Below are 22,312 nucleotides of genomic sequence, written 5' to 3'. Positions count from 1 at the left end.
CCGTGGCCCCGCCCCGCCCGACACCCGCCGGAGGGTCCCCGCACACGACGGAGCCCCCCGCCCCGCCGGGATCGGCGGTGCGGGGGGCTCGCGCGGCGCTCCGGTGCGGAGCGGCCGGTCAGCCGTGGATCACTTGAGGATCTTGGTGACCTGGCCGGCGCCCACGGTCCGGCCACCCTCGCGGATGGCGAACTTCAGGCCCTCCTCCATGGCGATGGGCTGGATCAGCTCCACGCGCATTTCGGTGTTGTCGCCCGGCATGACCATCTCGGTGCCCTCGGGGAGGTGCACCACGCCGGTCACGTCGGTGGTCCGGAAGTAGAACTGCGGACGGTAGTTGTTGAAGAACGGGGTGTGGCGACCACCCTCGTCCTTCGACAGGATGTAGGCCTGGGCCTCGAACTCGATGTGCGGGGTGACCGAGCCCGGCTTGATGACGACCTGGCCGCGCTCGACGTCCTCGCGCTTGATGCCGCGGAGCAGCAGACCGACGTTCTCACCGGCCTGACCCTCGTCCAGCAGCTTCCGGAACATCTCGATCCCGGTCACCGTGGTGGTGGTCTTCTCCTCCTTGATACCGATGATGTCCACGGTCTCGTTGACCTTCAGGACACCGCGCTCGATACGGCCGGTGACGACCGTACCGCGACCGGTGATGGTGAAGACGTCCTCGATCGGCATCAGGAACGGCTTGTCCACGTCGCGCTCGGGCTGCGGGATGGACTCGTCCACGGCCTTCATCAGCTCGAGGACGCTCTTGCCCCACTCCTCGTCACCCTCGAGGGCCTTGAGCGCGGAGACCTTGACGACCGGAACGTCGTCGCCCGGGAACTCGTACTCGGAGAGCAGCTCACGGACCTCGAGCTCGACGAGCTCCATGATCTCCTCGTCGTCCACCATGTCGGCCTTGTTCAGGGCGACGACGATGTAGGGGACGCCGACCTGACGGGCCAGGAGGACGTGCTCCTTGGTCTGCGGCATCGGACCGTCGGTGGCGGCGACCACGAGGATGGCACCGTCCATCTGGGCGGCACCGGTGATCATGTTCTTGATGTAGTCCGCGTGACCCGGGCAGTCGACGTGGGCGTAGTGACGGCTCTCCGTCTGGTACTCGACGTGCGCGATGGAGATGGTGATACCGCGCTGGCGCTCCTCGGGGGCCTTGTCGATGTTCTCGAAGGCCGAGACCTCGTTGAGGTCGGGGTGCGCGTCGTGCAGCACCTTGGTGATCGCCGCGGTAAGGGTGGTCTTACCGTGGTCGATGTGACCGATGGTGCCGATGTTGACGTGCGGCTTAGTCCGCTCGAACTTCGCCTTCGCCACTGGGGTCCTCCTGTGGACTGGTGCTGTACGCCCCTCCGCACGGCGCGGAGCGGGTTGCAGGTGGTCGTACCGAACCGGCCGGGACCCCGCGGGGGACACCCTGGACCGTTTCGCTTCGGGTCGGCCGGTGGGGGGCGGGCCCCCGGTCGCCGGCCCGCGCGAGGGGGCCGGCGACCGGGGCGGAACGCCCCCGTTTGCCGTTTTGCTCCAGCTTAATGGGTGAGTGACTCCGGATGATCCGGATTACTCGCCCTTGGCCTTCGCGATGATTTCCTCGGCGACGTTCTTGGGAACCTCGCCGTAGGAGTCGAACTGCATGCTGTAGCTCGCGCGACCGGAGGTCTTGCTGCGCAGGTCACCCACGTAGCCGAACATCTCCGACAGCGGAACCAGGGCCTTGACGACCTTGGCGCCACTGCGGTCCTCCATCGCCTGGACCTGGCCCCGGCGGGAGTTGATGTCGCCGATCACGTCGCCCATGTACTCCTCGGGCGTGGTGACCTCGACCGCCATCAGCGGCTCCAGCAGGGCCGGGCTGGCCTTGCGGGCGGCCTCCTTGAAGACCATGGAACCGGCGATCTTGAACGCCATCTCGGAGGAGTCGACGTCGTGGTACGCGCCGTCGAGCAGGGTCACCTTCACACCGGTCAGCGGGTAGCCGGCGAGCACGCCGAACTCCATCGCCTCCTGGCAACCGGCGTCCACCGAGGGGATGTACTCCTTGGGGATGCGGCCACCGGTGACCTTGTTCTCGAACTCGTAACCGCCGCCCTCGAGGGGCTCCAGGGCGATCTGCACCTTCGCGAACTGACCGGAACCACCGGTCTGCTTCTTGTGGGTGTAGTCGATCTTCTCGACGGCCCGACGCAGGGTCTCGCGGTAGGCGACCTGCGGCTTGCCGACGTTGGCCTCGACCTTGAACTCCCGCTTCATGCGGTCGACCAGGACGTCGAGGTGGAGCTCACCCATGCCGGAGATGATGGTCTGGCCGGTCTCCTCGTCGGTCTTGACCTGGAAGGACGGGTCCTCCTCGGCCAGCCGCTGGATCGCGACGCCCAACTTCTCCTGGTCGCCCTTGGACTTGGGCTCGATCGCGACCTCGATGACGGGGTTCGGGAACTCCATCGACTCGAGGATCACCGGGTTCGCCGAGTCGCTGAGGGTCTCACCGGTGGTGGTCTGCTTCAGACCCATGACGGCGACGATGTCGCCGGCACCCACGCGGCTGATCTCCTCACGCTTGTTGGCGTGCATCCGGTAGATCTTGCCGATCCGCTCCTTCTTGCCCTTCACCGAGTTCAGCACCTGGGTGCCGGACTCCAGCACGCCGGAGTAGACCCGGATGAAGGTGAGCTTGCCCAGGTGGGGGTCGCTCATGATCTTGAAGGCGAGCGCGGACATCGGCTCGTCCTCGGACGGCTTGCGGGCGATGACCTTCTCGCTGTCCTTGACGTCCTGGCCCTCGATGGCCTCGACGTCCAGCGGGGAGGGCAGGTACCGCACGACCGCGTCGAGCAGGGGCTGCACGCCCTTGTTCTTGAACGCGGTGCCGCAGAACACCGGGGTGATGGTCGCGCCGTCGGCACCGGTGGAGGCGAGGGTGATGCGCCGAATGGCGGCGTAGAGCTGCTCCTCGGTGGGCTCCTCGCCCTCCAGGAAGAGCTCCATCATCTCGTCGTCGTTCTCGGAGACGCCCTCGACCAGCTTGGCCCGGTACTCGTCGGCCTGCTCCCGCAGGTCGGCGGGGATGTCGACGATGTCGTACATCTCACCGAGCTTGGTGTCCTCGGACCAGACCAGGGCCTTCATCCGGACCAGGTCGATGACGCCCTTGAAGCCGCCCTCGGCACCGATCGGGAGCTGCATGACCAGCGGGGTGGCGTTGAGCCGGTCCACGATCATGCTCACGCAGCGCAGGAAGTCCGCGCCGGTGCGGTCGAGCTTGTTGACGAAGCAGATGCGCGGCACGCCGTACCGGTCCGCCTGACGCCAGACGGTCTCGGACTGCGGCTCGACACCCGCCACGCCGTCGAACACCGTCACGGCACCATCGAGCACGCGCAGGGACCGCTCCACCTCGACGGTGAAGTCGACGTGCCCGGGGGTGTCGATGATGTTGATGGTGTGGTCGACGTCCTCCAGCGGCCAGTGACAGGTCGTCGCGGCGGAGGTGATGGTGATGCCGCGCTCCTGCTCCTGCGCCATCCAGTCCATCGTCGCCGCGCCGTCGTGGACCTCACCGATCTTGTAGCTGACGCCCGTGTAGTACAGGATCCGCTCGGTGGTGGTCGTCTTGCCCGCGTCGATGTGGGCCATGATCCCGATGTTGCGGACCCTGGCCAGGTCAAGCGAAGTGGTAGCCATGAGGCTTCAGTCTTCTCTCGGTCTCGTGGGGCCGGCGACTACCAGCGGTAGTGCGCGAAGGCCTTGTTGGACTCGGCCATCTTGTGCGTGTCCTCACGCTTCTTGACCGAGGCGCCGAGGCCGTTGGAGGCGTCCAGCAGCTCGTTCATCAGGCGCTCGGTCATGGTCTTCTCGCGACGGGCGCGGGAGTAGCCGACCAGCCAGCGCAGCGCGAGGGTGGAGGAACGGCCGGGACGGACCTCGACCGGCACCTGGTAGGTGGCGCCACCGACACGACGGGAGCGGACCTCGAGGGTCGGCTTGACGTTGTCCAGCGCGCGCTTGAGGGTGACGACCGGGTCGTTGCCGGTCTTCTCCCGCAGGCCCTCCAGGGCGCCGTAGACGATGCGCTCGGCGGTGGAACGCTTGCCGTGCAGCAGCACCTTGTTGATGAGCGAGGTCACCAGAGGAGAGCCGTAGACCGGGTCGATGTGCACCGGACGCTTCGGGGCGGGGCCCTTGCGTGGCATGGCTTACTTCTCCTTCTTGGCGCCGTAGCGGCTGCGAGCCTGCTTGCGGTTGCGGACGCCCTGGGTGTCCAGGGAACCGCGGATGATCTTGTAGCGAACACCCGGGAGGTCCCGGACCCGGCCACCGCGCACGAGCACGATGGAGTGCTCCTGAAGGTTGTGGCCCTCGCCCGGAATGTAGGCCGTGACCTCGATCCCGCTGGTCAGGCGGACACGAGCCACCTTGCGCAGGGCCGAGTTCGGCTTCTTGGGGGTGGTCGTGAAGACACGCGTGCAGGTGCCGCGGCGCTGCGGCGAACCGTCGAGCGCCAGCGTCTTGTTCTTCTCGGCCTTGTCCTGCCGGCCCTTGCGGACCAACTGCTGGATCGTTGGCACGGTTTCTCCGGTTTCTGTGTGCCGTCTGGTGAAACTAACCCGGACCACGCATCCGACCCACGCGGTCGGGCGTGTCGAAGACTGCGGATCCCCCCGTGGGGGCGACAAGCAGGTTCCGGAGCCCTCCGCGGCCGCACCGCCTCATCGGATCAACCATCGACCGGTGATCGGGCGCGCGCAGGGGACACCCCGGGCACAAGGACAGAGCGTACCGAGCGCAACGGCCCGGGTCAAAACAACCGGGCACGCGGAAAGAGACCCCGGGAATCCCCCGCCGGGAACCGGGGGGCGGCGCGCGCCCGGAGGCGGCCGACGGGCCGGACGACGGGGGCCGGGAACGGTCGACGACGGGGCCCGCGCGGGCTCCACGTGACACTACCCCGGGGGAAGGACGCTCACGCCTTCCGCGCCGACTCCGGGGCCCGAACGGGGGATTCGAGCCGGCCGGGCGCGACGCCCGGGGCGGACGGGGCGCCGGGGACGCCCGGGACCACCCGCGGGAACGCCGCGAGGGCGGCGCCCCCGTTCCCGGGAGCACCGCCCTCGCGGTCGGCCCGGTGGTGTCCGACCCGAACGGGATCGGACACCACCGTGGCGTACGTCTCAGCCCTGGTAGGGGCCGTAGTCGTAGTCCTCCAGCGGCACGGCCTGGCCGGAGCCGGAGCCGAAGGGCGAGTAGTCGATGTCGTCGTAACCGACGGCCGAGTACATCGCGGCCTTCGCCTCCTCGGTCGGCTCGACCCGGATGTTCCGGTACCGGGACAGACCCGTGCCGGCCGGGATGAGCTTACCGATGATCACGTTCTCCTTGAGGCCGATCAGGGAGTCCGACTTGGCGTTGATCGCCGCGTCGGTGAGCACCCGGGTCGTCTCCTGGAAGGACGCCGCCGACAGCCACGACTCGGTGGCCAGCGACGCCTTGGTGATCCCCATCAGCTGCGGACGACCGGAGGCGGGGTGCCCGCCCTCGGCGACCACGCGCCGGTTCTCCGACTCGAACTTCGAGCGCTCCACCAGCTCGCCCGGCAGCAGCTCCGCGTCGCCGGACTCGATGATCGTCACGCGGCGCAGCATCTGCCGCACGATGATCTCGATGTGCTTGTCGTGGATCGCCACACCCTGCGAGTTGTAGACCTTCTGCACCTCGTTGACCAGGTAGACCTGGACGGCCCGCTGGCCGAGGATGCGCAGCACGTCGTGCGGGTTGGTGGCACCCACGGTGAGCGGCTGGCCCACCTCGACGCGGTCGCCCTCGCCGACGGTCAGACGGGCCCGCTTGGAGACCGGGTACGCCTGCTCGTCGGTGCCGTCGTCCGGCGTGACGACGACCTTCTTGGTCTTCTCGGTCTCCTCGATCCGGGCCCGACCGGCGACCTCGGAGATCGGCGCGACACCCTTGGGCTGCCGGGCCTCGAAGAGCTCGACCACACGCGGCAGACCCTGGGTGATGTCGTCACCGGCCACACCACCGGTGTGGAAGGTCCGCATCGTCAGCTGGGTACCGGGCTCACCGATGGACTGCGCGGCGATGATGCCGACCGCCTCGCCGATGTCCACCAGCTTGCCGGTGGCCAGCGAACGGCCGTAGCACATCGCGCAGGTGCCCACGGCGGACTCGCAGGTCAGCACGGAGCGGGTCTTGACCGTCTCCACGCCGTGCCGGACCAGCTCGTCGATGAGCACGTCGCCCAGGTCGGTGCCGGCACCGGCCAGCACCTTGCCGTCCACGACCACGTCCTCGGCGAGGCACCGGGCGTAGACGCTGGACTCGACGTTCTCCTCCTTGCGCAGCACGCCGTCGGCGCCCCGGGAGGCGATCGGCAGCTTCAGGCCGCGCTCGGTGCCGCAGTCCTCCTCGCGGATGATGACGTCCTGGGAGACGTCCACCAGACGCCGGGTCAGGTAACCCGAGTCGGCGGTCCGCAGCGCGGTGTCCGCCAGACCCTTCCGGGCGCCGTGCGTGGAGATGAAGTACTCCAGCACGGACAGGCCCTCGCGGAAGGACGCCTTGATCGGACGCGGGATGGTCTCGTTCTTGGCGTTCGACACCAGACCGCGCATACCGGCGATCTGCCGCATCTGCATCATGTTTCCGCGGGCCCCGGAGTCCACCATCATGAAGATGGAGTTGGTCTTCGGGAAGTTCTCGCTCATGACCTCCGCGACCTCGTTGGTCGCCTTGGTCCAGATGCCGATGAGCTCCTGGGTGCGCTCGTCCTTGGTGATCAGACCGCGCTCGTACTGCTTCTGGACCTTCTCGTCCTGCGCCTCGTAGGAGGCGATGATGTCCTTCTTCGCCTCGGGCACCACGATGTCGGAGACCGCCACGGTCACCCCGGAACGGGTGGACCAGTGGTAGCCGGCCGACTTGAGGTTGTCCAGCGTCGCCGCGACCACGATCTTCGGGTAGCGCTCGGCCAGGTCGTTGACGATCTCGGAGATCTGCTTCTTGCCGACCGGGCGGTCGACGAAGGGGTAGTCCTCCGGGAGCAGCTCGTTGAAGAGCGCGCGGCCCAGGGTGGTCCGCAGCCGGAACGCGTCACCCGGCTGCCACTCCTGCTCCTCGCCCTCCGCCGCGGCCGGCGGGGTCCAGCCGCGCGGCGGCACCGTCCCGATCGGGAAGCGGATGTCCACCTCGGCCTGGAGGGACAGCTCCCCCGCGTCGAAGGCCATGACGGCCTCGGCGGTGGAGGAGAAGGAGCGACCGGCGCCCTTGACCTCGCGGCCCTCGGCGTCGGTGGTCAGGAAGAACAGCCCGAGCACCATGTCCTGGGTGGGCATGGTCACCGGCCGGCCGTCGGCCGGCTTGAGGATGTTGTTCGAGGACAGCATGAGGATGCGGGCCTCGGCCTGCGCCTCCGCCGACAGCGGCAGGTGCACGGCCATCTGGTCGCCGTCGAAGTCGGCGTTGAAGGCGGTGCAGACCAGCGGGTGGATCTGGATCGCCTTGCCCTCGACCAGCTGCGGCTCGAACGCCTGGATGCCCAGACGGTGCAGGGTGGGGGCCCGGTTGAGCAGCACGGGGTGCTCGGCGATGACCTCTTCCAGCACGTCGTACACGACCGTGCGGCCGCGCTCGACCATCCGCTTGGCGGACTTGATGTTCTGCGCGTGGTTGAGGTCCACCAGCCGCTTCATGACGAAGGGCTTGAACAGCTCCAGCGCCATCGCCTTGGGCAGACCGCACTGGTGCAGCTTCAGCTGCGGACCGACGACGATCACCGAACGGGCGGAGTAGTCCACCCGCTTGCCCAGCAGGTTCTGACGGAAGCGGCCCTGCTTGCCCTTGAGCATGTCGGAGAGCGACTTCAGCGGCCGGTTGCCCGGACCGGTCACCGGCCGACCGCGACGGCCGTTGTCGAACAGCGCGTCGACGGCCTCCTGGAGCATCCGCTTCTCGTTGTTCACGATGATCTCGGGCGCGCCGAGGTCCAGCAGTCGCTTCAGGCGGTTGTTGCGGTTGATGACCCGTCGGTACAGGTCGTTCAGGTCGGAGGTCGCGAAGCGGCCACCGTCCAGCTGCACCATCGGACGCAGGTCCGGCGGGATGACCGGGACGCAGTCCAGGACCATGCCCTTGGGGCTGTTGGAGGTCTGCAGGAACGCGGAGACGACCTTGAGCCGCTTGAGGGCACGGGTCTTCTTCTGGCCCTTGCCGGTGCGGATGATCTCCCGCAGCCGCTCGGCCTCCTCCTCCAGGTCGAAGGTCTCCAGCCGCTTCTGCAGCGCGGCGGCGCCCATCGAGCCGTCGAAGTAGGTGCCGAACCGGTCGCGCAGCTCCCGGTAGAGCATCTCGTCGCCCTCGAGGTCCTGGACCTTGAGGTTCTTGAAGCGGTTCCACACCTCGTCGAGGCGGTCGATCTCGCGCTGCGCGCGGTCGCGCAGCTGCTTCATCTCGCGCTCGGCGCCCTCGCGGACCTTGCGGCGGACGTCGGACTTGGCGCCCTCCGCCTCCAGCTCGGCGAGGTCGTTCTCCAGCTTCTTGGCGCGGTTCTCCAGGTCGGCGTCGCGGCGCTGCTCGATCTGCTGGCGCTCCACGGAGACGTGCGCCTCCAGGGAGGGCAGGTCGCGGGTGCGGCGCTCCTCGTCCACGTACGTGATCATGTACGCGGCGAAGTAGATGACCTTCTCCAGGTCCTTCGGCGCGAGGTCCAGCAGGTAGCCCAGCCGGGACGGCACGCCCTTGAAGTACCAGATGTGGGTGACCGGGGCGGCCAGTTCGATGTGGCCCATCCGCTCACGGCGCACCTTGGCGCGGGTCACCTCGACGCCGCAGCGCTCACAGATGATGCCCTTGAAGCGGACGCGCTTGTACTTGCCGCAGTAGCACTCCCAGTCCCGGGTGGGGCCGAAGATCTTCTCGCAGAAGAGCCCGTCCTTTTCCGGCTTCAGGGTGCGGTAGTTGATCGTCTCCGGCTTCTTGACCTCGCCGTGGGACCACTGGCGGATGTCGTCGGCGGTGGCCAGGCCGATGCGGAGTTCGTCGAAGAAGTTGACGTCGAGCACTCTCGTCAATCCCTCTCAGGGTTGGTGTGTCGGTCAAGTGGTCTGAGGAGGGGTCCGGGGACGGCCGGGACGCGCACCCGTTCGGCGCGCGTCCCGGCCCGGCCCGTCAGACCTCTTCGACGCTGCTCGGCTCGCGCCGGGACAGGTCGATACCGAGTTCCTCCGCCGCGCGGAAGACGTCCTCGTCGGTGTCGCGCATCTCGATGGACATGCCGTCGCTGGACAGCACCTCCACGTTGAGGCAGAGCGACTGCATCTCCTTGATGAGGACCTTGAAGGACTCGGGGATGCCCGGCTCGGGGATGTTCTCGCCCTTGACGATGGCCTCGTAGACCTTCACGCGGCCGGTCACGTCGTCGGACTTGATGGTCAGCAGCTCCTGGAGGGCGTAGGCGGCGCCGTACGCCTCCAGCGCCCACACCTCCATCTCGCCGAACCGCTGGCCACCGAACTGCGCCTTACCGCCCAGCGGCTGCTGGGTGATCATCGAGTACGGACCGGTGGACCGGGCGTGCAGCTTGTCGTCCACGAGGTGGTGGAGCTTGAGGATGTACATGTAGCCGATGGAGATCGGCGCGGGGAACGGCTCACCGGAGCGGCCGTCGAACAGGTTGGCCTTGCCGGTGGGCATGACCATGCGGTCGCCGTCCCGGTTGGGCAGGGCGCTCTCGAAGAGACCGACCAGCTCGTCCTCGCGCGCCCCGTCGAACACCGGGGTGGCGACGTTGGTGCGCGGCGCCACGTCGTCGGCGCCGATCGCCGCGAGCCGGCGCTGCCACTCCTCGGTGTCGCCCTCGACCTTCCAGCCCTGGGAGGCGAGCCACCCGAGGTGGATCTCCAGGACCTGACCGGGGTTCATCCGGGAGGGAACGCCCAGCGGGTTGAGGATGACGTCCACGGGGGTGCCGTCCTCCAGGAACGGCATGTCCTCCACGGGCAGGATCTTCGAGATGACGCCCTTGTTGCCGTGCCGGCCCGCGAGCTTGTCACCGTCGGTGATCTTGCGCTTCTTCGCCACGTAGACGCGGACCAGCTGGTTCACGCCCGGCGGCAGCTCGTCGCCCTCCTCGCGGTCGAAGACCCGGACACCGATGACGGTGCCGGACTCGCCGTGCGGGACCTTCAGGGAGGTGTCGCGGACCTCGCGGGCCTTCTCGCCGAAGATCGCGCGCAGCAGCCGCTCCTCCGGGGTCAGCTCGGTCTCACCCTTGGGGGTGACCTTGCCGACCAGGATGTCACCGGCGGTCACCTCGGCACCGATGCGGACGATGCCGCGGTCGTCGAGGTCGGCCAGCACCTCCTCGGAGACGTTCGGGATGTCCCGGGTGATCTCCTCGGGGCCCAGCTTGGTGTCGCGGGCGTCGACCTCGTGCTCGTCGATGTGGATGGAGGACAGGACGTCGTCCTGCACCAGCCGCTGCGAGAGGATGATCGCGTCCTCGTAGTTGTAGCCCTCCCACGACATGAAGGCCACCAGCAGGTTCTTGCCCAGCGCCAGCTCGCCGCGCTCGGTCGAGGGACCGTCGGCGATCACCTGGCCGGCCACGACCTCCTGGTCCTCGCTCACCCGCACCTTCTGGTTGAAGGAGGTGCCCTGGTTGGAGCGGTGGAACTTCGACAGGCGGTGCGTGACATTGCTGCCGTCGGCGTAGCGCAGGGAGACGTAGTCGGCCGAGACCTCGGTGACCACGCCGTCCTGCTCGGCCTTGATGACGTCACCGGCGTCGGTCGCGGCGCGGTACTCCATGCCGGTGCCGACCAGCGGGGCCTCCGCCTTCAGCAGCGGCACGGCCTGGCGCATCATGTTCGAGCCCATGAGCGCGCGGTTGGCGTCGTCGTGCTCCAGGAACGGGATCATGGCGGTGGCCACCGACACCATCTGGCGCGGGGAGACGTCCATGTAGTCGACGTCGTCACCGGTGACGTAGTCGATCTCGCCGCCGCGCCGGCGCACCAGCACGCGGTTCTCCACGAACCGGAGGTCCTCGCCCAGCTTGGCGTTGGCCTGGGCGATGACGAAGCGGTCCTCCTCGTCGGCGGTCAGGTAGTGCACCTCGTCGGTGACCACGCCGTCGACGACCCGGCGGTAGGGGGTCTCCACGAAACCGAAGGCGTTGACCCGGCCGAAGGCGGCGAGCGAGCCGATCAGACCGATGTTCGGACCCTCGGGGGTCTCGATCGGGCACATCCGGCCGTAGTGCGAGGGGTGCACGTCACGGACCTCCAGGCCGGCCCGCTCGCGGCTGAGGCCGCCGGGACCCAGCGCCGAGAGGCGGCGCTTGTGGGTCAGCCCGGAGAGCGGGTTGGTCTGGTCCATGAACTGCGACAGCTGGCTGGTGCCGAAGAACTCCTTGATGGAGGCGACGACCGGCCGGATGTTGATCAGGGTCTGCGGCGTGATCGCCTCGACGTCCTGGGTGGTCATGCGCTCGCGGACGACCCGCTCCATGCGGGCCAGACCGGTGCGGACCTGGTTCTGGATCAGCTCGCCGACGTTGCGCAGGCGCCGGTTGCCGAAGTGGTCGATGTCGTCGGTCTCGACGACGATCGTCTGGCCCTCGGAGGTGACCGCCTCGGTCTCACCGGCGTGCAGGCGCACCAGGTACTTGATGGTGGCGACGACGTCCTCGATGGTGAGCACGCCGGAGTCCAGCGGCTCGTTGCCCCCGAGCTTGCGGTTGATCTTGTAGCGGCCGACCTTGGCGAGGTCGTAGCGCTTGGGGTTGAAGTAGAGGTTCTCCAGCAGGGTCTGGGCGGCCTCACGGGTCGGCGGCTCGCCCGGACGCAGCTTGCGGTAGATGTCGAGCAGCGCGTCGTCCTGACCCTGGGTGTGGTCCTTCTCCAGGGTGGCGCGCATCGACTCGTACTCGCCGAACTCCTCCAGGATCTGCTCGGAGGTCCAGCCCAGCGCCTTGAGCAGCACGGTGACCGACTGCTTGCGCTTGCGGTCGACGCGCACGCCGACCATGTCGCGCTTGTCGATCTCCATCTCCAGCCACGCGCCGCGGGAGGGGATGATCTTGGCGGAGAACAGGTCCTTGTCGGAGGTCTTGTCGACGGAGCTGTCGAAGTAGACACCCGGCGAACGGACCAGCTGCGACACCACGACGCGCTCGGTGCCGTTGATGACGAAGGTGCCCTTGTCGGTCATGAGCGGGAAGTCGCCCATGAAGACCGTCTGGGACTTGATCTCGCCGGTCTCGTTGTTGGTGAACTCGGCGGTGACGAAGAGCGGCGCGGCGTAGGTGAAGTCGCGCTCCTTGCACTCGTCGATGGAGTTCTTCGGCGGCTCGAAGCGGTGGTCGCGGAAGGTCAGCGACATGGAGCCGGAGAAGTCCTCGATCGGGGAGATCTCCTCGAAGATCTCCTCCAGGCCGGACTTCGTGGGAACGTCGTGTCCGCTCTCCAGCGCGGCCTCGACGCGGGCCTTCCAGGCATCGTTGCCGAGCAGCCAGTCGAAGCTCTCGGTTTGCAGCGCGAGAAGATTCGGAACCTCCAGGGGCTCACGGATCTTCGCGAAGGAGACGCGCAGCGGAGCGGTGCCGGCGCCGTTGTTCGGGTGTTCGGTCGAGGCGGTGCGCGAGGCGGCCAAGAGGGGGTCCTTCCGAGGGCTCGGACTCTCTGCGCGCGTGCCGGTCCCCCTGGTGACGGACAGGGAGCAGTGAATAGGCAGCGCAAAGAGACAGTGTAGCCACGGGACACGCCGATGTCCACACCGCTTCACGGGAATGCCCGGACCGTCCCCGGAAATCCCTCCGGTCGGCCCTCCCGGACCCCGCCCGGCGCGGCCTCCCACCGGGGTGGAACGCCCCCGTACGGGGATCGCGGCCCCGCTCCCGCCCTCGACGCGGGAGCCGACGCGGGCACCCGGGGTACCTCGGTCACCCCGGACACCGACCATCGGGCGGACCGATCGGGGTCCACCCTACGCGCCGTACGCCGTCACGGCCCGGAACCGGGGTCCGAACCGACCCGGCGCCCGACCGCCTCACCCACCCCGACCGCCTCGGTCGTCGGAGAGGGCTCCGTCACTTCCGTCACACCGCGACGCCCGTCCCCGGGGGCCGCCTCGATCCTGCCTGCGGCATGGTTTCCCGCTTCGGCCGCGATTCATGCATCGGAGGGGAAACCGATTCGCCGACGGGGCCGTCCCGGCCGGTCGGCGCCATCCGCGTCCCGAGAATCCCGTGCCCCCCGCCGTTCGTCAAGGGCCGGCCCGCGGCGGCGGCGGGTCGGTCGGCCCGACGGGCGGGCGGGAACGCGCCGAACGGGACGCCCCGAAGATCACCCTACCGGTCCTCCCGGGGGGCGCGAACGACCGCGCCGTCGGTGCGCAGGGGTCGGCCCGGTGCGCGGCCCGCGGATCACCCGAGCGGCGTTCACCCGATCGGGGGCGACACGCATCCCGACCCGGGGTGAGCCGGTCCGCCCGCCCCGCGGACGGGGCGGGGGACCACGTTTCCCGGAGGGCCGGGGGAAGGAGGCGGAAGGGACTGCGGAGAAGATCGCGGGAGGGGCCTTCGGAAAGGCCGCCGGAAGGCCGTGGGAGAGGCGCCGGCGAGTCCTCCGCCTTTCCCTCCACCGAAGACCCCATCGAACACCGGTGCGGGCCACCGGGGGCCGCGGAAAGCCCTTTCCGGGGTCTCACGCGACGGCGGGACCCCACGGGACCCCGAAAACGCCGAACGGCCGGCCCGGGACGCCCGAGGGGCGACCCGCGACCGACCGTTCGCGAGTGGGAACAGCGGACCGGTGGTCCGCCGCGATCACTTGACCTCGACGGAGGCGCCGGCGCCCTCGAGGGCCTCCTTCGCCTTGTCCGCGGCGGCCTTGTCGACCTTCTCCAGAACCGGCTTCGGCGCACCGTCGACCAGCTCCTTGGCCTCCTTCAGACCCAGGGAGGTCAGCTCGCGCACGACCTTGATGACCTGGATCTTCTTGGCGCCCGCGCCGGCGAGGATGACGTCGAACTCGTCCTTCTCGGCCTCGGCCTCGGCCGGGGCACCGGCGGCGGCACCACCGGCGGCGGCGACGGCGACCGGGGCGGCGGCCTCGACGTCGAACTTCTCCTCGAAGGCCTTCACGAACTCGGAGAGCTCGATGAGGGTCATCTCGCTGAACTGCTCGAGCAGCTCGTCCTGGGACAGCTTCGCCATGATGGCGCTCCTTCCAATCGATGGGGCGGTGCCAGGCCCTCGGGGAGGGTTCCGGTGGCACCGGGTGGTTTGTCGGCGGGTCTGCGCCCGCCGGGCCGGTTCAGCTCCCGCCGGTGGCGGGTGTCACTCGGCCTCGGCGGGAGCCGGCGTACCGGCACCGCCCTGCTCGCTCTCGACCTTGCCGCGCAGCGCGTCCGCGGTGCGGACGAACTTCGACAGCGGGGCCTGGAAGGTGGCCGCGGCCTTCGCCATGGACGCCTTCATGCCGCCGGCGAGCTTGGCCAGCAGCACCTCGCGGGACTCGAGGTCCGCAAGCTTGTTGATCTCCTCGGCGCTGAGCGCCTTGCCGTCGAGGACGCCACCCTTGATGACGAGGGCGTCGTTCTCCTTGGCGAAGTCGCGCAGCCCCTTGGCGGCCTCCACCGGGTCACCGGTGAGGAAGGCCACCGCGGTCGAGCCCTTGAGGAACTCGTCGAGCTGGCCGATGCCGGCCTGGTTCGCGGCGATCTTGGTCAGCGTGTTCTTCGCGACGCGGTACTGGGCGTTCTCGCCGAGTGCCCGGCGCAGGTTCTTCAGCTGCGCCACGGAGAGTCCGGTGTACGCGGTCACGACGGCGCCGTTGGAGTTCTCGAACTTCTCCTTGATCTCCGCGACGGCCGCGATCTTGTCGGGGCTTGCCATGAACCTCTGCCCTCCTTCCGGGTTGTCGGGACCGCACGGAAGGAGATCGGCGCGTCACGCGAAAAAGCCCCGGCGCGGGCGCACGGGGCTTCGGCGGGCCCTTCGCCTCCCGTACGGGGGGCGCGGCCACATGCCGTCCTCGGTCACCTGCGCGGGTCGTCCGCGTGAGCGGATCCTTCGGCCGACGGGACGGGCCCGACGGCAACCAGCGGTCTCTGGCTTCGGGGGAAGCGTACGGGAGCCGGGCGCGTCACGGCAAATCGGACCCGGCGCGGGAGCGGGGCGCGGCCGGGGGCGCCGCCCCGGACCGTGCGCGAACGCGCCCGGGGGCGGGAGAACCGATGTCCTCCCGCCCCCGGACGGTGGTGCGAGCGCATCGGCGCGACGGGCGCGCCGGACCGTTCGGCTCAGTAGCCGCCGGACACCTCGGCCATGTCCACGACGTCCGTCGCGGCCGGGTGGTCGAAGTCCAGCGCCACGCCGTAGTCCTTGTAGACGGTGGAGTTGAGGACGTTCATGCCCTCCACGAGCATCTCCATGTCGATCCGGACCGGGTAGTTGTTCTCGTCCACCCAGATGTCCAGGTCCACCGTCTCGGCGCCGGAGGCGACCAGGTCGGCCCGCATCTCCTCCAGCTCCTCCTCGGTGAGGACGCCGGTGGAGGGGTCGGCCTCCAGCAGCTCGTCCATCGTCAGGGTGCCGGAGTACCGCTCGGCGGTGACGCCCTCGATCTGCTCGGTGCCCCTGCTCTCCAGGGACGGCGCCTGGAGCAGCAGACCCATCTGGTCCGCGGGGCTCTGCGCCATCCGCTCGATCTGGTCGAACTGGGCGAGCGCCTGCGCGAGTTCGGGGTCGTTGCTCTCGGCGGCGGCGGCCTCCAGGTCCAGCTTGACCCAGGACGCGCCGCCCAACTCGGCGTCGAACATCGGGCCACCCATGTACAGGATGTTGTCCAGCCACCGTATGTCCATGGTGGCGCCCTCGTCCTGGCCCATCAGCGCGCCCAGCTCGCCCATGTCCATGGACACGTCCATGGCCACCGGGTTCCACCCCATGACACCGGTCAGCGCCATGGCGAATTCCTCGGTGCCATCGGACATCGTCATGGTGGTCTCGAAGGCCACGGTCTCCGCCTCGGAGGCCTGCTGCGCGGAGGCCTGCAGGGCCTCGAAGATGGCCGAGCGGGAACCGGAGGCGGCGTCGTCCGATCCCTCCTCGGTGCCCTCGGCCGCCGCCTTGTCCGCGCGGTCCGCGGCGTCCTTGCCCTCATCGCCACCGCAGGCCGCGGTGACGGCCACCAGACCGACGGTCGCGGCGCACAGGGCCGCCTTGCGAACAATGCGCATGATCGAAACTCCCCCGGGGGTTGTCCGTCGGGCACGGCACCTCCGCGCCCGCATACCTCCGCCGTTCCACCGGGCGGCGCCGGCGCCCGGGCGTGCCGGCGCTGCGTCACCCCCGGAAGCGGTGAGGTTCAACGACGGTATCCCGGGGGTCCGACACGAAAAAACGTCCGTCCCCGTTCTGTGGCAGAACGGGGACGGACGTGAGAAAACCGTGCCCTTGCCGCGTCCGCCCCCGCCGCCGGGGGCGGACGGGGCGGGCACGGCGGCGCCGGGGGTCAGACCGCCACCGGCTCCTCGGCCAGGAGGTTGCGGGTGCGGTTGCCGTCCAGCGGGATGCCGGGGCCCATGGTGGTGGTCAGGGTCGCCTTGCGGATGTACCGACCCTTGGCGGCCGACGGCTTCAGCCGGTTGATCTCCTCCAGCGCCGCGGCGTAGTTCTCCACCAGCTTGGTCTCGTCGAAGGAGACCTTGCCGATGATGAAGTGGAGGTTCGCGTGCTTGTCCACGCGGAACTCGATCTTGCCGCCCTTGATCTCGGTGACGGCCTTGGCCACGTCGGGGGTGACGGTGCCGGTCTTCGGGTTCGGCATCAGACCACGCGGACCGAGCACGCGGCCCAGACGGCCGACCTTGCCCATGAGGTCCGGGGTCGCGACGACCGCGTCGAAGTCGAGACGGCCGCCGGCCACCTCCTCGATCAGTTCGTCGGCGCCGACGATGTCGGCGCCCGCGGCACGCGCGGCCTCGGCACGGTCACCGGTGGCGAAGACCAGGACCCGGGCGGTCTTGCCGGTGCCGTGCGGGAGGTTCACGGTGCCGCGCACCATCTGGTCGGCCTTGCGGGGGTCGACACCCAGCCGCAGGGCCACCTCGACGGTGGCGTCGAACTTGTTGGAGGCGGTCTCCTTCGCGAGCCGGACGGCCTCGAGCGGCGCGTAGAGACGCGTGCGGTCGATCCGGTCCTGGGCGCTGCGATGGGCCTTGCTGCGCTTCACTTTCGCTCCTCTGTGTTCCGGCGCCCGGTGTGGGGGTCACGGGTGCGATCGCTGTCGCACCGTCGCCGGTCGGTGTGGTCGTGGGGAGTCGTGGTACGGGCCGCGCTAGCCCTCCCACGGGGGGTGTCGGGGATCAGCCCTCGACGGTGACGCCCATGGAACGGGCGGTGCCGGCGATGATCTTCTCCGCGGCGTCCAGGTCGTTGGCGTTGAGGTCTTCCATCTTGGTGGTGGCGATCTCGCGGACCTGCTCGCGGGTGATCTTCGCGACCTTGGTCTTGTGCGGCTCGCCGGAGCCCTTCTCCACGCCCGCGGCCTTGAGGATCATCTTCGCGGCCGGCGGGGTCTTGGTGATGAAGGTGAAGGAACGGTCCTCGTAGACCGTGATCTCCACCGGGATGACCCAACCGCGCTGCGACTCGGTCGCGGCGTTGTAGGCCTTGCAGAACTCCATGATGTTGACGCCGTGCTGACCCAGCGCGGGGCCGACCGGCGGGGCCGGGTTGGCGGCGCCGGCCTGGATCTGGAGCTTGATCAGCCCCGCGACCTTCTTCTTCTTGGGAGGCATGCTCGTCTCCGGGTCCTAGTGGGAGTGTCGAAACCCCCGGCCGGCGGAAAACGCCCGCACGGAGGCATACCGCACAACGATAACGGGTACGGCCCGGGGCGCGAAATCTCCGCCGCCGGGCGGTCGGACCCCGGCCGGGGCCGGTGGCCCCCTCCAGGACCGGCGCGAACGCCGCCGGGCGGGGCCCGGCGGAGGCCGGACCCCGCCCGGGCGGGTGAAACGCGTGGGACCCGGGGGAAGGGGCCGCGGCGTGCGCGCCCCTCCCGGCGGGCGTCAGTTCTTCTGGAAGTGGCGCACCGGTTTCGCCACCTGCAGGGCTTCCGGTGGCTGACTCCTCCACCTGCTGTTTTCCCTCGGACAGTTGTCGTCATCTGTCACCGTTGGCCGCCCTCGTACGGCCCGTCCACGGCCCGAATGGGAGAAGCCCTGCAACTCCGTACCCGCCGCTGCTACGGTCCTTGTGTGGTTGATCTTGTAGGACTCCTGCAGCTCCTCGGGGCAGGAAGCGTCGGAGCGGTGGTAGCTCAATATGTGAGTGCCGGACCGGAACGTCGTCAGGCCCGTGCCACTGCTCGGAACGCCATGACGAGCTTGGACGAGGCGGTTTGGTACAAAGGCGACTCAAAAGAATGGCGTCGCCTTCGTAAGGCTATTCATGCCTTCGAGTCTGCAGCCATGATCGCCGAAGTCCCGCGTGAGGTCTCCGATTGGTACGTGAAGACTCGGGTGGCTTTCTACCTGCAAAGCCGACGCAGCTACGAAGAATTCCCCAGCCCTGAATTTGGTGGAGGGATAGAGCGGAGGTACGCCGAGGGACTCAATGGGGCCACTGAAGTAGTTCACTACGTCCTCTGGCACCCCCAACGTGCACGCCTGTTCTGGAGAAGACGCCTCAAGGCTGCTCAGAAGGGTGCTCGTGCGGCTGCTCACGATGCTCCGGGCCTTCTCCGCGATCTTGATGAAAAGCATCGGCACATCTAGGAGAGAGGTCGACGGGGCGGTTTCGAAGGAAGTGGGCGGGAAGTGAGAGGGGACCCCCGGCTTAGAGCCCTCAAGGTCTTGCCTCGTCGCCGTGAATGGCTATCACGACGGTGCCCGGCCGTTCGGGGCGGCCTTGAGCAGGGGAGCGGCAGCAGCTGCGCGCTACGTCAACCGCCGAGCGCCTGTCGTCCCTGGTGGCGCTGTGGTCCCTGCGCCCGGATGGCGCCGGGCTCGGCCCCGCGAATGGCTTCGCGACCGGCGACATGATCGACCACAAGACCCCCTCCCCCGTAGCCAGCCCTTCATCGAGGTGTTGGACGTGCCCGCACTCGGGTGGGCGTGTGTCACGTAGGCCGACCATGGTTGCCGCTCCCCTTGCGCCTGGTGCGCGGTCGGCGACCGCCGGGCCGGAGCGGGGCGAAGACAGGAGCGGCGGCCCGGGCGGGGAGCCGGGCCGCGCGCGGCGAGCGGGAGCGAGCCGCCTTGATGACGTAGAGAAACTTGTAACACCCGATGGGCAATGGAGCCCGGTGCTTCTCTCGGCTGTTCAGGCCATGCGGCTGGGGATGAGTTCTCGCATGGTGGTCACGATGGTGTCCGCGCCTGCGGCTTCCAGGTGGTCAGCCTTCTGCGGACGGTTGGCGTAGCCGATGGCACGGGTTCCGGCTGCTCGTGCGGCTTGCATGTCGCTGGTCGAATCACCGATGAGTACCGCGTCCGTCACGGAAATCCCGAGCTGCTCCAAGGCGCACAGCAGGATGTGAGGATCGGGCTTCATGACCTCCACCCGTTCCCGGCCGATGACGGCTGTGAAGTATCCGGTGAGTCCGTGGACGCGGAGATAGGCGCTGATCGGCCCGGCGGCGTTGTTGCTCGTGACCGCCATCCGTTTCCCTGCCGCGTAGAAGACCTCGACGACCTCATGGGCGCCGGGGGTGGGAGCGGCGTCACCGATCGCCCGGCCCTCCTGCTCCTCCAGGAGGCCCGCGACCCGGGCCGCGCACTCCAGCCCTTCCAGGTTCGCCCGACGAACCACCTCCAGCGGGTCATCACCCTGGTGCAGGCGTCGGGCCTCTCCGGTGCCGTACTCCCGGGTGACCGTCTCCCGGAGATGGCCGGCGATTCCGGCTGCTGGCAGTCCCGCGAACACATCGCAGATCGGACCGTCGAAGTCCCACAGCACGGCTCGGCAGTCTTCGAGGATCTTCAACGCCTCGTCGGTCGGCCTCATGGCGTGTAGTCCTCGCCGAGGTGCTGCCACATGCTGTCGAACCACATCTGCCCCTGCTCGATCCACACGGCGTCGCTGCGGCCGGGGTTCTCACTCTGGAAGTAGGGGAACAGCACCGTGTCGAGCCCCATCACGTCAAGGATCTTCGTCGGGGTGCCATTGACGGGCACCGTGTTCGGTGTCACCGGGTAGAACCCGAAGAACGCCTCACGCCGGTTGATCAGGTAAAGCTTGAATGCCGGGGTGGACCCGTGCACCCGCACCGACACCTGCGCCTTGTCGATCAGCCCCAGCGTCTCCAGCTCGCCAAGGGAGTCGGTGATGCCCCGGGTGTTGCGACGCATGATCTCGTGCGCTCGGGCTCGAACATCATCGGTTGCCCCCTCCGCCTCCAGCGGGGTCGGGAGTGCCTGGGGCTTCCTGGTATCGGGGACCAGGATGCGGACGTGGATGCTCTGGGGCCTGAGCCTGCCCGCCCGGATGCGATCAACCGGCTCCCGAATCGCTCCGTACAGCGTCTCCCCGGAGAACCCGGCGAAGTCGATGGTGACCTCATCGGCCTCGAACGCCTGCTCAATGTGGGGACGCAGTTCCATCGGCCGCTCGGTCCGGCTGCGGACGTAGGCTCCGCTGCCCTGCCGGGACACGATGAGCCCTTCGTCCTGGAGGTCACGCAGGGCTCGCTGCACTGTCGCCCGGGACACCCTGTACCGCTTGGTCAGCTCGGTCTGTGAGGGCAGTTGCTCCCCCGGACCGATCTTCTTCGTGAGGATCGCTGCTCGCAGGGCGTTGGTGATCTGCGCGTAGGGCGGACGCGGGTCGTCGGGGTCCAGGCTCATGGCTCACATCGTACGCAGACCACACCATGTTGCCTAGGAGGGTTGACTTGGCTAACCAAGCTGCCTACGTTACTCACATAGTCAAGTTGGCCAACGGCCTTCTTGGAACGCAATGGAGCGGCGCCCCACCGCCAAGTAGATGCGCCGCTCCGTCCCTCTCTCAAGGGAGTTCCATCATGCCTGGAACGCTTACGGTTTCGCCTCTCGCCCCTGCCGAGTCCCCGGCCACCGGTTCTCTGCTCGCCGTGGAGCGGCTGCACCCGTGGGAGCGGGTGCTGGCCCTGTACGTGTCGGACCTTCCCACGGACTTCGCGGGTGGGGTCGGGGAGTCGGCGGATGTGCTGATCGGCTGGGTGCGCCATGGTGCCGCTCGGCTGGGCTACCGGCATCTGCGGGAGGGGGGCCGTCGTGCCGCTCACCTCGCCGCTCTCCGCCGTGCCGGTTCCGCCTCCGGTTCCCAGCGTGCCGCGTACCACCGGATGTTCCCCGACTCCGCCCGGCTGCGGCTGGTCGAGGACCTGTCCTCCTCGCTGGTTGCGGTGCTGCCCGAACCGTCCTCGGGATGGGTCGGGGATGCCGACCACTCCGTCTATGTCGCCTTCGGCGATGACATGGACGAGGTCGCGGTATGACCGGCACCCTTCCGGCGCCGGTGGTGCTGGGCGATGCCCTGCGGGTGGCCGCCTCCCCCGACTTCCAGCGCTGGGCCGAACAGATCCGCCGCACCGGCGGCTGCGCCCGCCCCATCCACCTGACCGGGTCCTCGACCATCCGCGACGCGGTCACCGGCGAGATCCTGCACAGCTACACCACCACCGCCGAACCGGGGGGTCGTCTGCGGGTGGCCTGCGGCAACCGCCGCGCCTCGCGCTGCCCGGCCTGCGCCTGGACCTACGCCGGAGACACCTTCCACCTCATCCGCGCCGGACTGACCGGCGACGACCGCCGCGCCGTCCCGGCCTCGGTGGCCACCCATCCCAAGGTGTTCGCCACCCTGACCGCGCCCTCCTTCGGCCCCGTGCACAACCGCCCCGACACCGGGCGCTGCCGCTGCGGCCGAACCCACGACGCCGACGCCCCCGAACTGGGCACCCCCCTGAACCCGGAGAGTTACGACTACGCGGCGGCGGTGCTGTTCAACAACCACGCCGGGGACCTGTGGCGCCGCTTCACCATCTACCTGCGCCGCGAACTGGCCCGGCGCCTGGCCGTGCCCGTCTCCCGCCTGCGCGAGACGCTGCGCCTCTCCTACGGCAAGGTCGCCGAGTACCAGCGGCGCGGCGCGGTCCACTTCCACGCCATCATCCGCCTCGACGGCCCCAACGGCCCCGGGGACCCGCCCCCGGCAGGGGCGACCCTCGACGCCCTGGGCGACGCCATCACCGCCGCCGCCCGCCGGGTGGAGATCACCGTTCCCGCCACCGGCCCCCACCCCGCC

At 69.0% G+C, this 22,312-nt stretch carries 16 protein-coding genes; 2 read left to right on the top strand and 14 right to left on the bottom strand.

All coding sequences use genetic code 11. From position 1 onward, the window contains the following. Positions 1-129 precede the first annotated feature (129 nt). From tuf to FOE67_RS01635, 14 genes are all read right to left on the bottom strand, one after another. A complete protein-coding gene (gene tuf / locus FOE67_RS01700; RefSeq protein ID WP_182659945.1) occupies positions 130-1,323 on the bottom strand; it encodes an elongation factor Tu in 1,194 nt (397 codons plus the stop codon). A gap of 243 nt (positions 1,324-1,566) precedes the next feature. Beyond that, positions 1,567-3,687, bottom strand: coding sequence for an elongation factor G (gene fusA / locus FOE67_RS01695; protein ID WP_182659944.1), 2,121 nt, complete (start codon positions 3,685-3,687; stop codon positions 1,567-1,569). Positions 3,688-3,725: 38 nt separating this feature from the next. Further along, complete coding sequence (gene rpsG / locus FOE67_RS01690) at positions 3,726-4,196, bottom strand: 30S ribosomal protein S7 (protein WP_143616573.1); 471 nt, start codon at positions 4,194-4,196, stop codon at positions 3,726-3,728. Positions 4,197-4,199: 3 nt separating this feature from the next. Beyond that, on the bottom strand, positions 4,200-4,571 hold the full coding sequence (rpsL, locus tag FOE67_RS01685) for a 30S ribosomal protein S12 (protein WP_143616571.1): 372 nt from the start codon (positions 4,569-4,571) through the stop codon (positions 4,200-4,202). A 603-nt stretch (positions 4,572-5,174) separates the two neighbouring features. Continuing rightward, entirely contained in the window at positions 5,175-9,077 is a 3,903-nt protein-coding gene (locus tag FOE67_RS01680) for a DNA-directed RNA polymerase subunit beta' (RefSeq protein WP_182659943.1), read from the bottom strand. Positions 9,078-9,183: 106 nt separating this feature from the next. Beyond that, positions 9,184-12,669 carry a DNA-directed RNA polymerase subunit beta gene (rpoB, locus tag FOE67_RS01675; RefSeq protein ID WP_182659942.1) on the bottom strand — a complete coding sequence of 1,162 codons (3,486 nt, stop codon included), beginning with the start codon at positions 12,667-12,669 and terminating at the stop codon, positions 9,184-9,186. Between the two features lie 1,174 nt (positions 12,670-13,843). After that, positions 13,844-14,233 carry a 50S ribosomal protein L7/L12 gene (rplL, locus tag FOE67_RS01670; protein ID WP_182659941.1) on the bottom strand — a complete coding sequence of 130 codons (390 nt, stop codon included), beginning with the start codon at positions 14,231-14,233 and terminating at the stop codon, positions 13,844-13,846. 123 nt (positions 14,234-14,356) lie between these two features. Beyond that, the gene (gene rplJ, locus FOE67_RS01665; protein ID WP_182659940.1) at positions 14,357-14,914 is read right to left on the bottom strand and encodes a 50S ribosomal protein L10; all 558 of its coding nucleotides are present in this window, start codon (positions 14,912-14,914) and stop codon (positions 14,357-14,359) included. A 407-nt stretch (positions 14,915-15,321) separates the two neighbouring features. After that, positions 15,322-16,260 carry an SCO4651 family lipoprotein gene (locus FOE67_RS01660; RefSeq protein ID WP_182659939.1) on the bottom strand — a complete coding sequence of 313 codons (939 nt, stop codon included), beginning with the start codon at positions 16,258-16,260 and terminating at the stop codon, positions 15,322-15,324. Positions 16,261-16,535: 275 nt separating this feature from the next. Next, positions 16,536-17,255 (bottom strand): 50S ribosomal protein L1, encoded by a 720-nt coding sequence (gene rplA / locus FOE67_RS01655; protein WP_182659938.1) that lies wholly within the window; start codon positions 17,253-17,255, stop codon positions 16,536-16,538. A 133-nt stretch (positions 17,256-17,388) separates the two neighbouring features. Beyond that, complete coding sequence (rplK, locus tag FOE67_RS01650; protein ID WP_182659937.1) at positions 17,389-17,823, bottom strand: 50S ribosomal protein L11; 435 nt, start codon at positions 17,821-17,823, stop codon at positions 17,389-17,391. A gap of 621 nt (positions 17,824-18,444) precedes the next feature. Continuing rightward, complete coding sequence (locus FOE67_RS01645) at positions 18,445-18,792, bottom strand: hypothetical protein (protein WP_182659936.1); 348 nt, start codon at positions 18,790-18,792, stop codon at positions 18,445-18,447. A 559-nt stretch (positions 18,793-19,351) separates the two neighbouring features. Then, a complete protein-coding gene (locus FOE67_RS01640; RefSeq protein ID WP_182659935.1) occupies positions 19,352-20,035 on the bottom strand; it encodes an HAD family hydrolase in 684 nt (227 codons plus the stop codon). Beyond that, entirely contained in the window at positions 20,032-20,874 is an 843-nt protein-coding gene (locus FOE67_RS01635) for a GntR family transcriptional regulator (protein ID WP_182659934.1), read from the bottom strand. Before FOE67_RS01635 ends, FOE67_RS01640 begins: the two co-directional genes overlap by 4 nt. 176 nt (positions 20,875-21,050) lie before the next feature. On the opposite strand from FOE67_RS01635, the gene FOE67_RS01630 reads away from it, so the two are divergent. Next, positions 21,051-21,506 carry a hypothetical protein gene (locus FOE67_RS01630; RefSeq protein ID WP_182659933.1) on the top strand — a complete coding sequence of 152 codons (456 nt, stop codon included), beginning with the start codon at positions 21,051-21,053 and terminating at the stop codon, positions 21,504-21,506. Further along, positions 21,503-22,312 (top strand): replication initiator (locus FOE67_RS01625; RefSeq protein ID WP_323384024.1); only part of this gene is annotated, 810 nt, incomplete at its 3' end. The genes FOE67_RS01630 and FOE67_RS01625, both read left to right, overlap by 4 nt.

Source organism: Streptomyces calidiresistens, assembly GCF_014141525.1.
In the GTDB taxonomy this organism is placed as follows: Bacteria; Actinomycetota; Actinomycetes; order Streptomycetales; family Streptomycetaceae; genus Streptomyces; species Streptomyces calidiresistens.
This window is presented reverse-complemented; position numbering and strand designations above follow the sequence as displayed.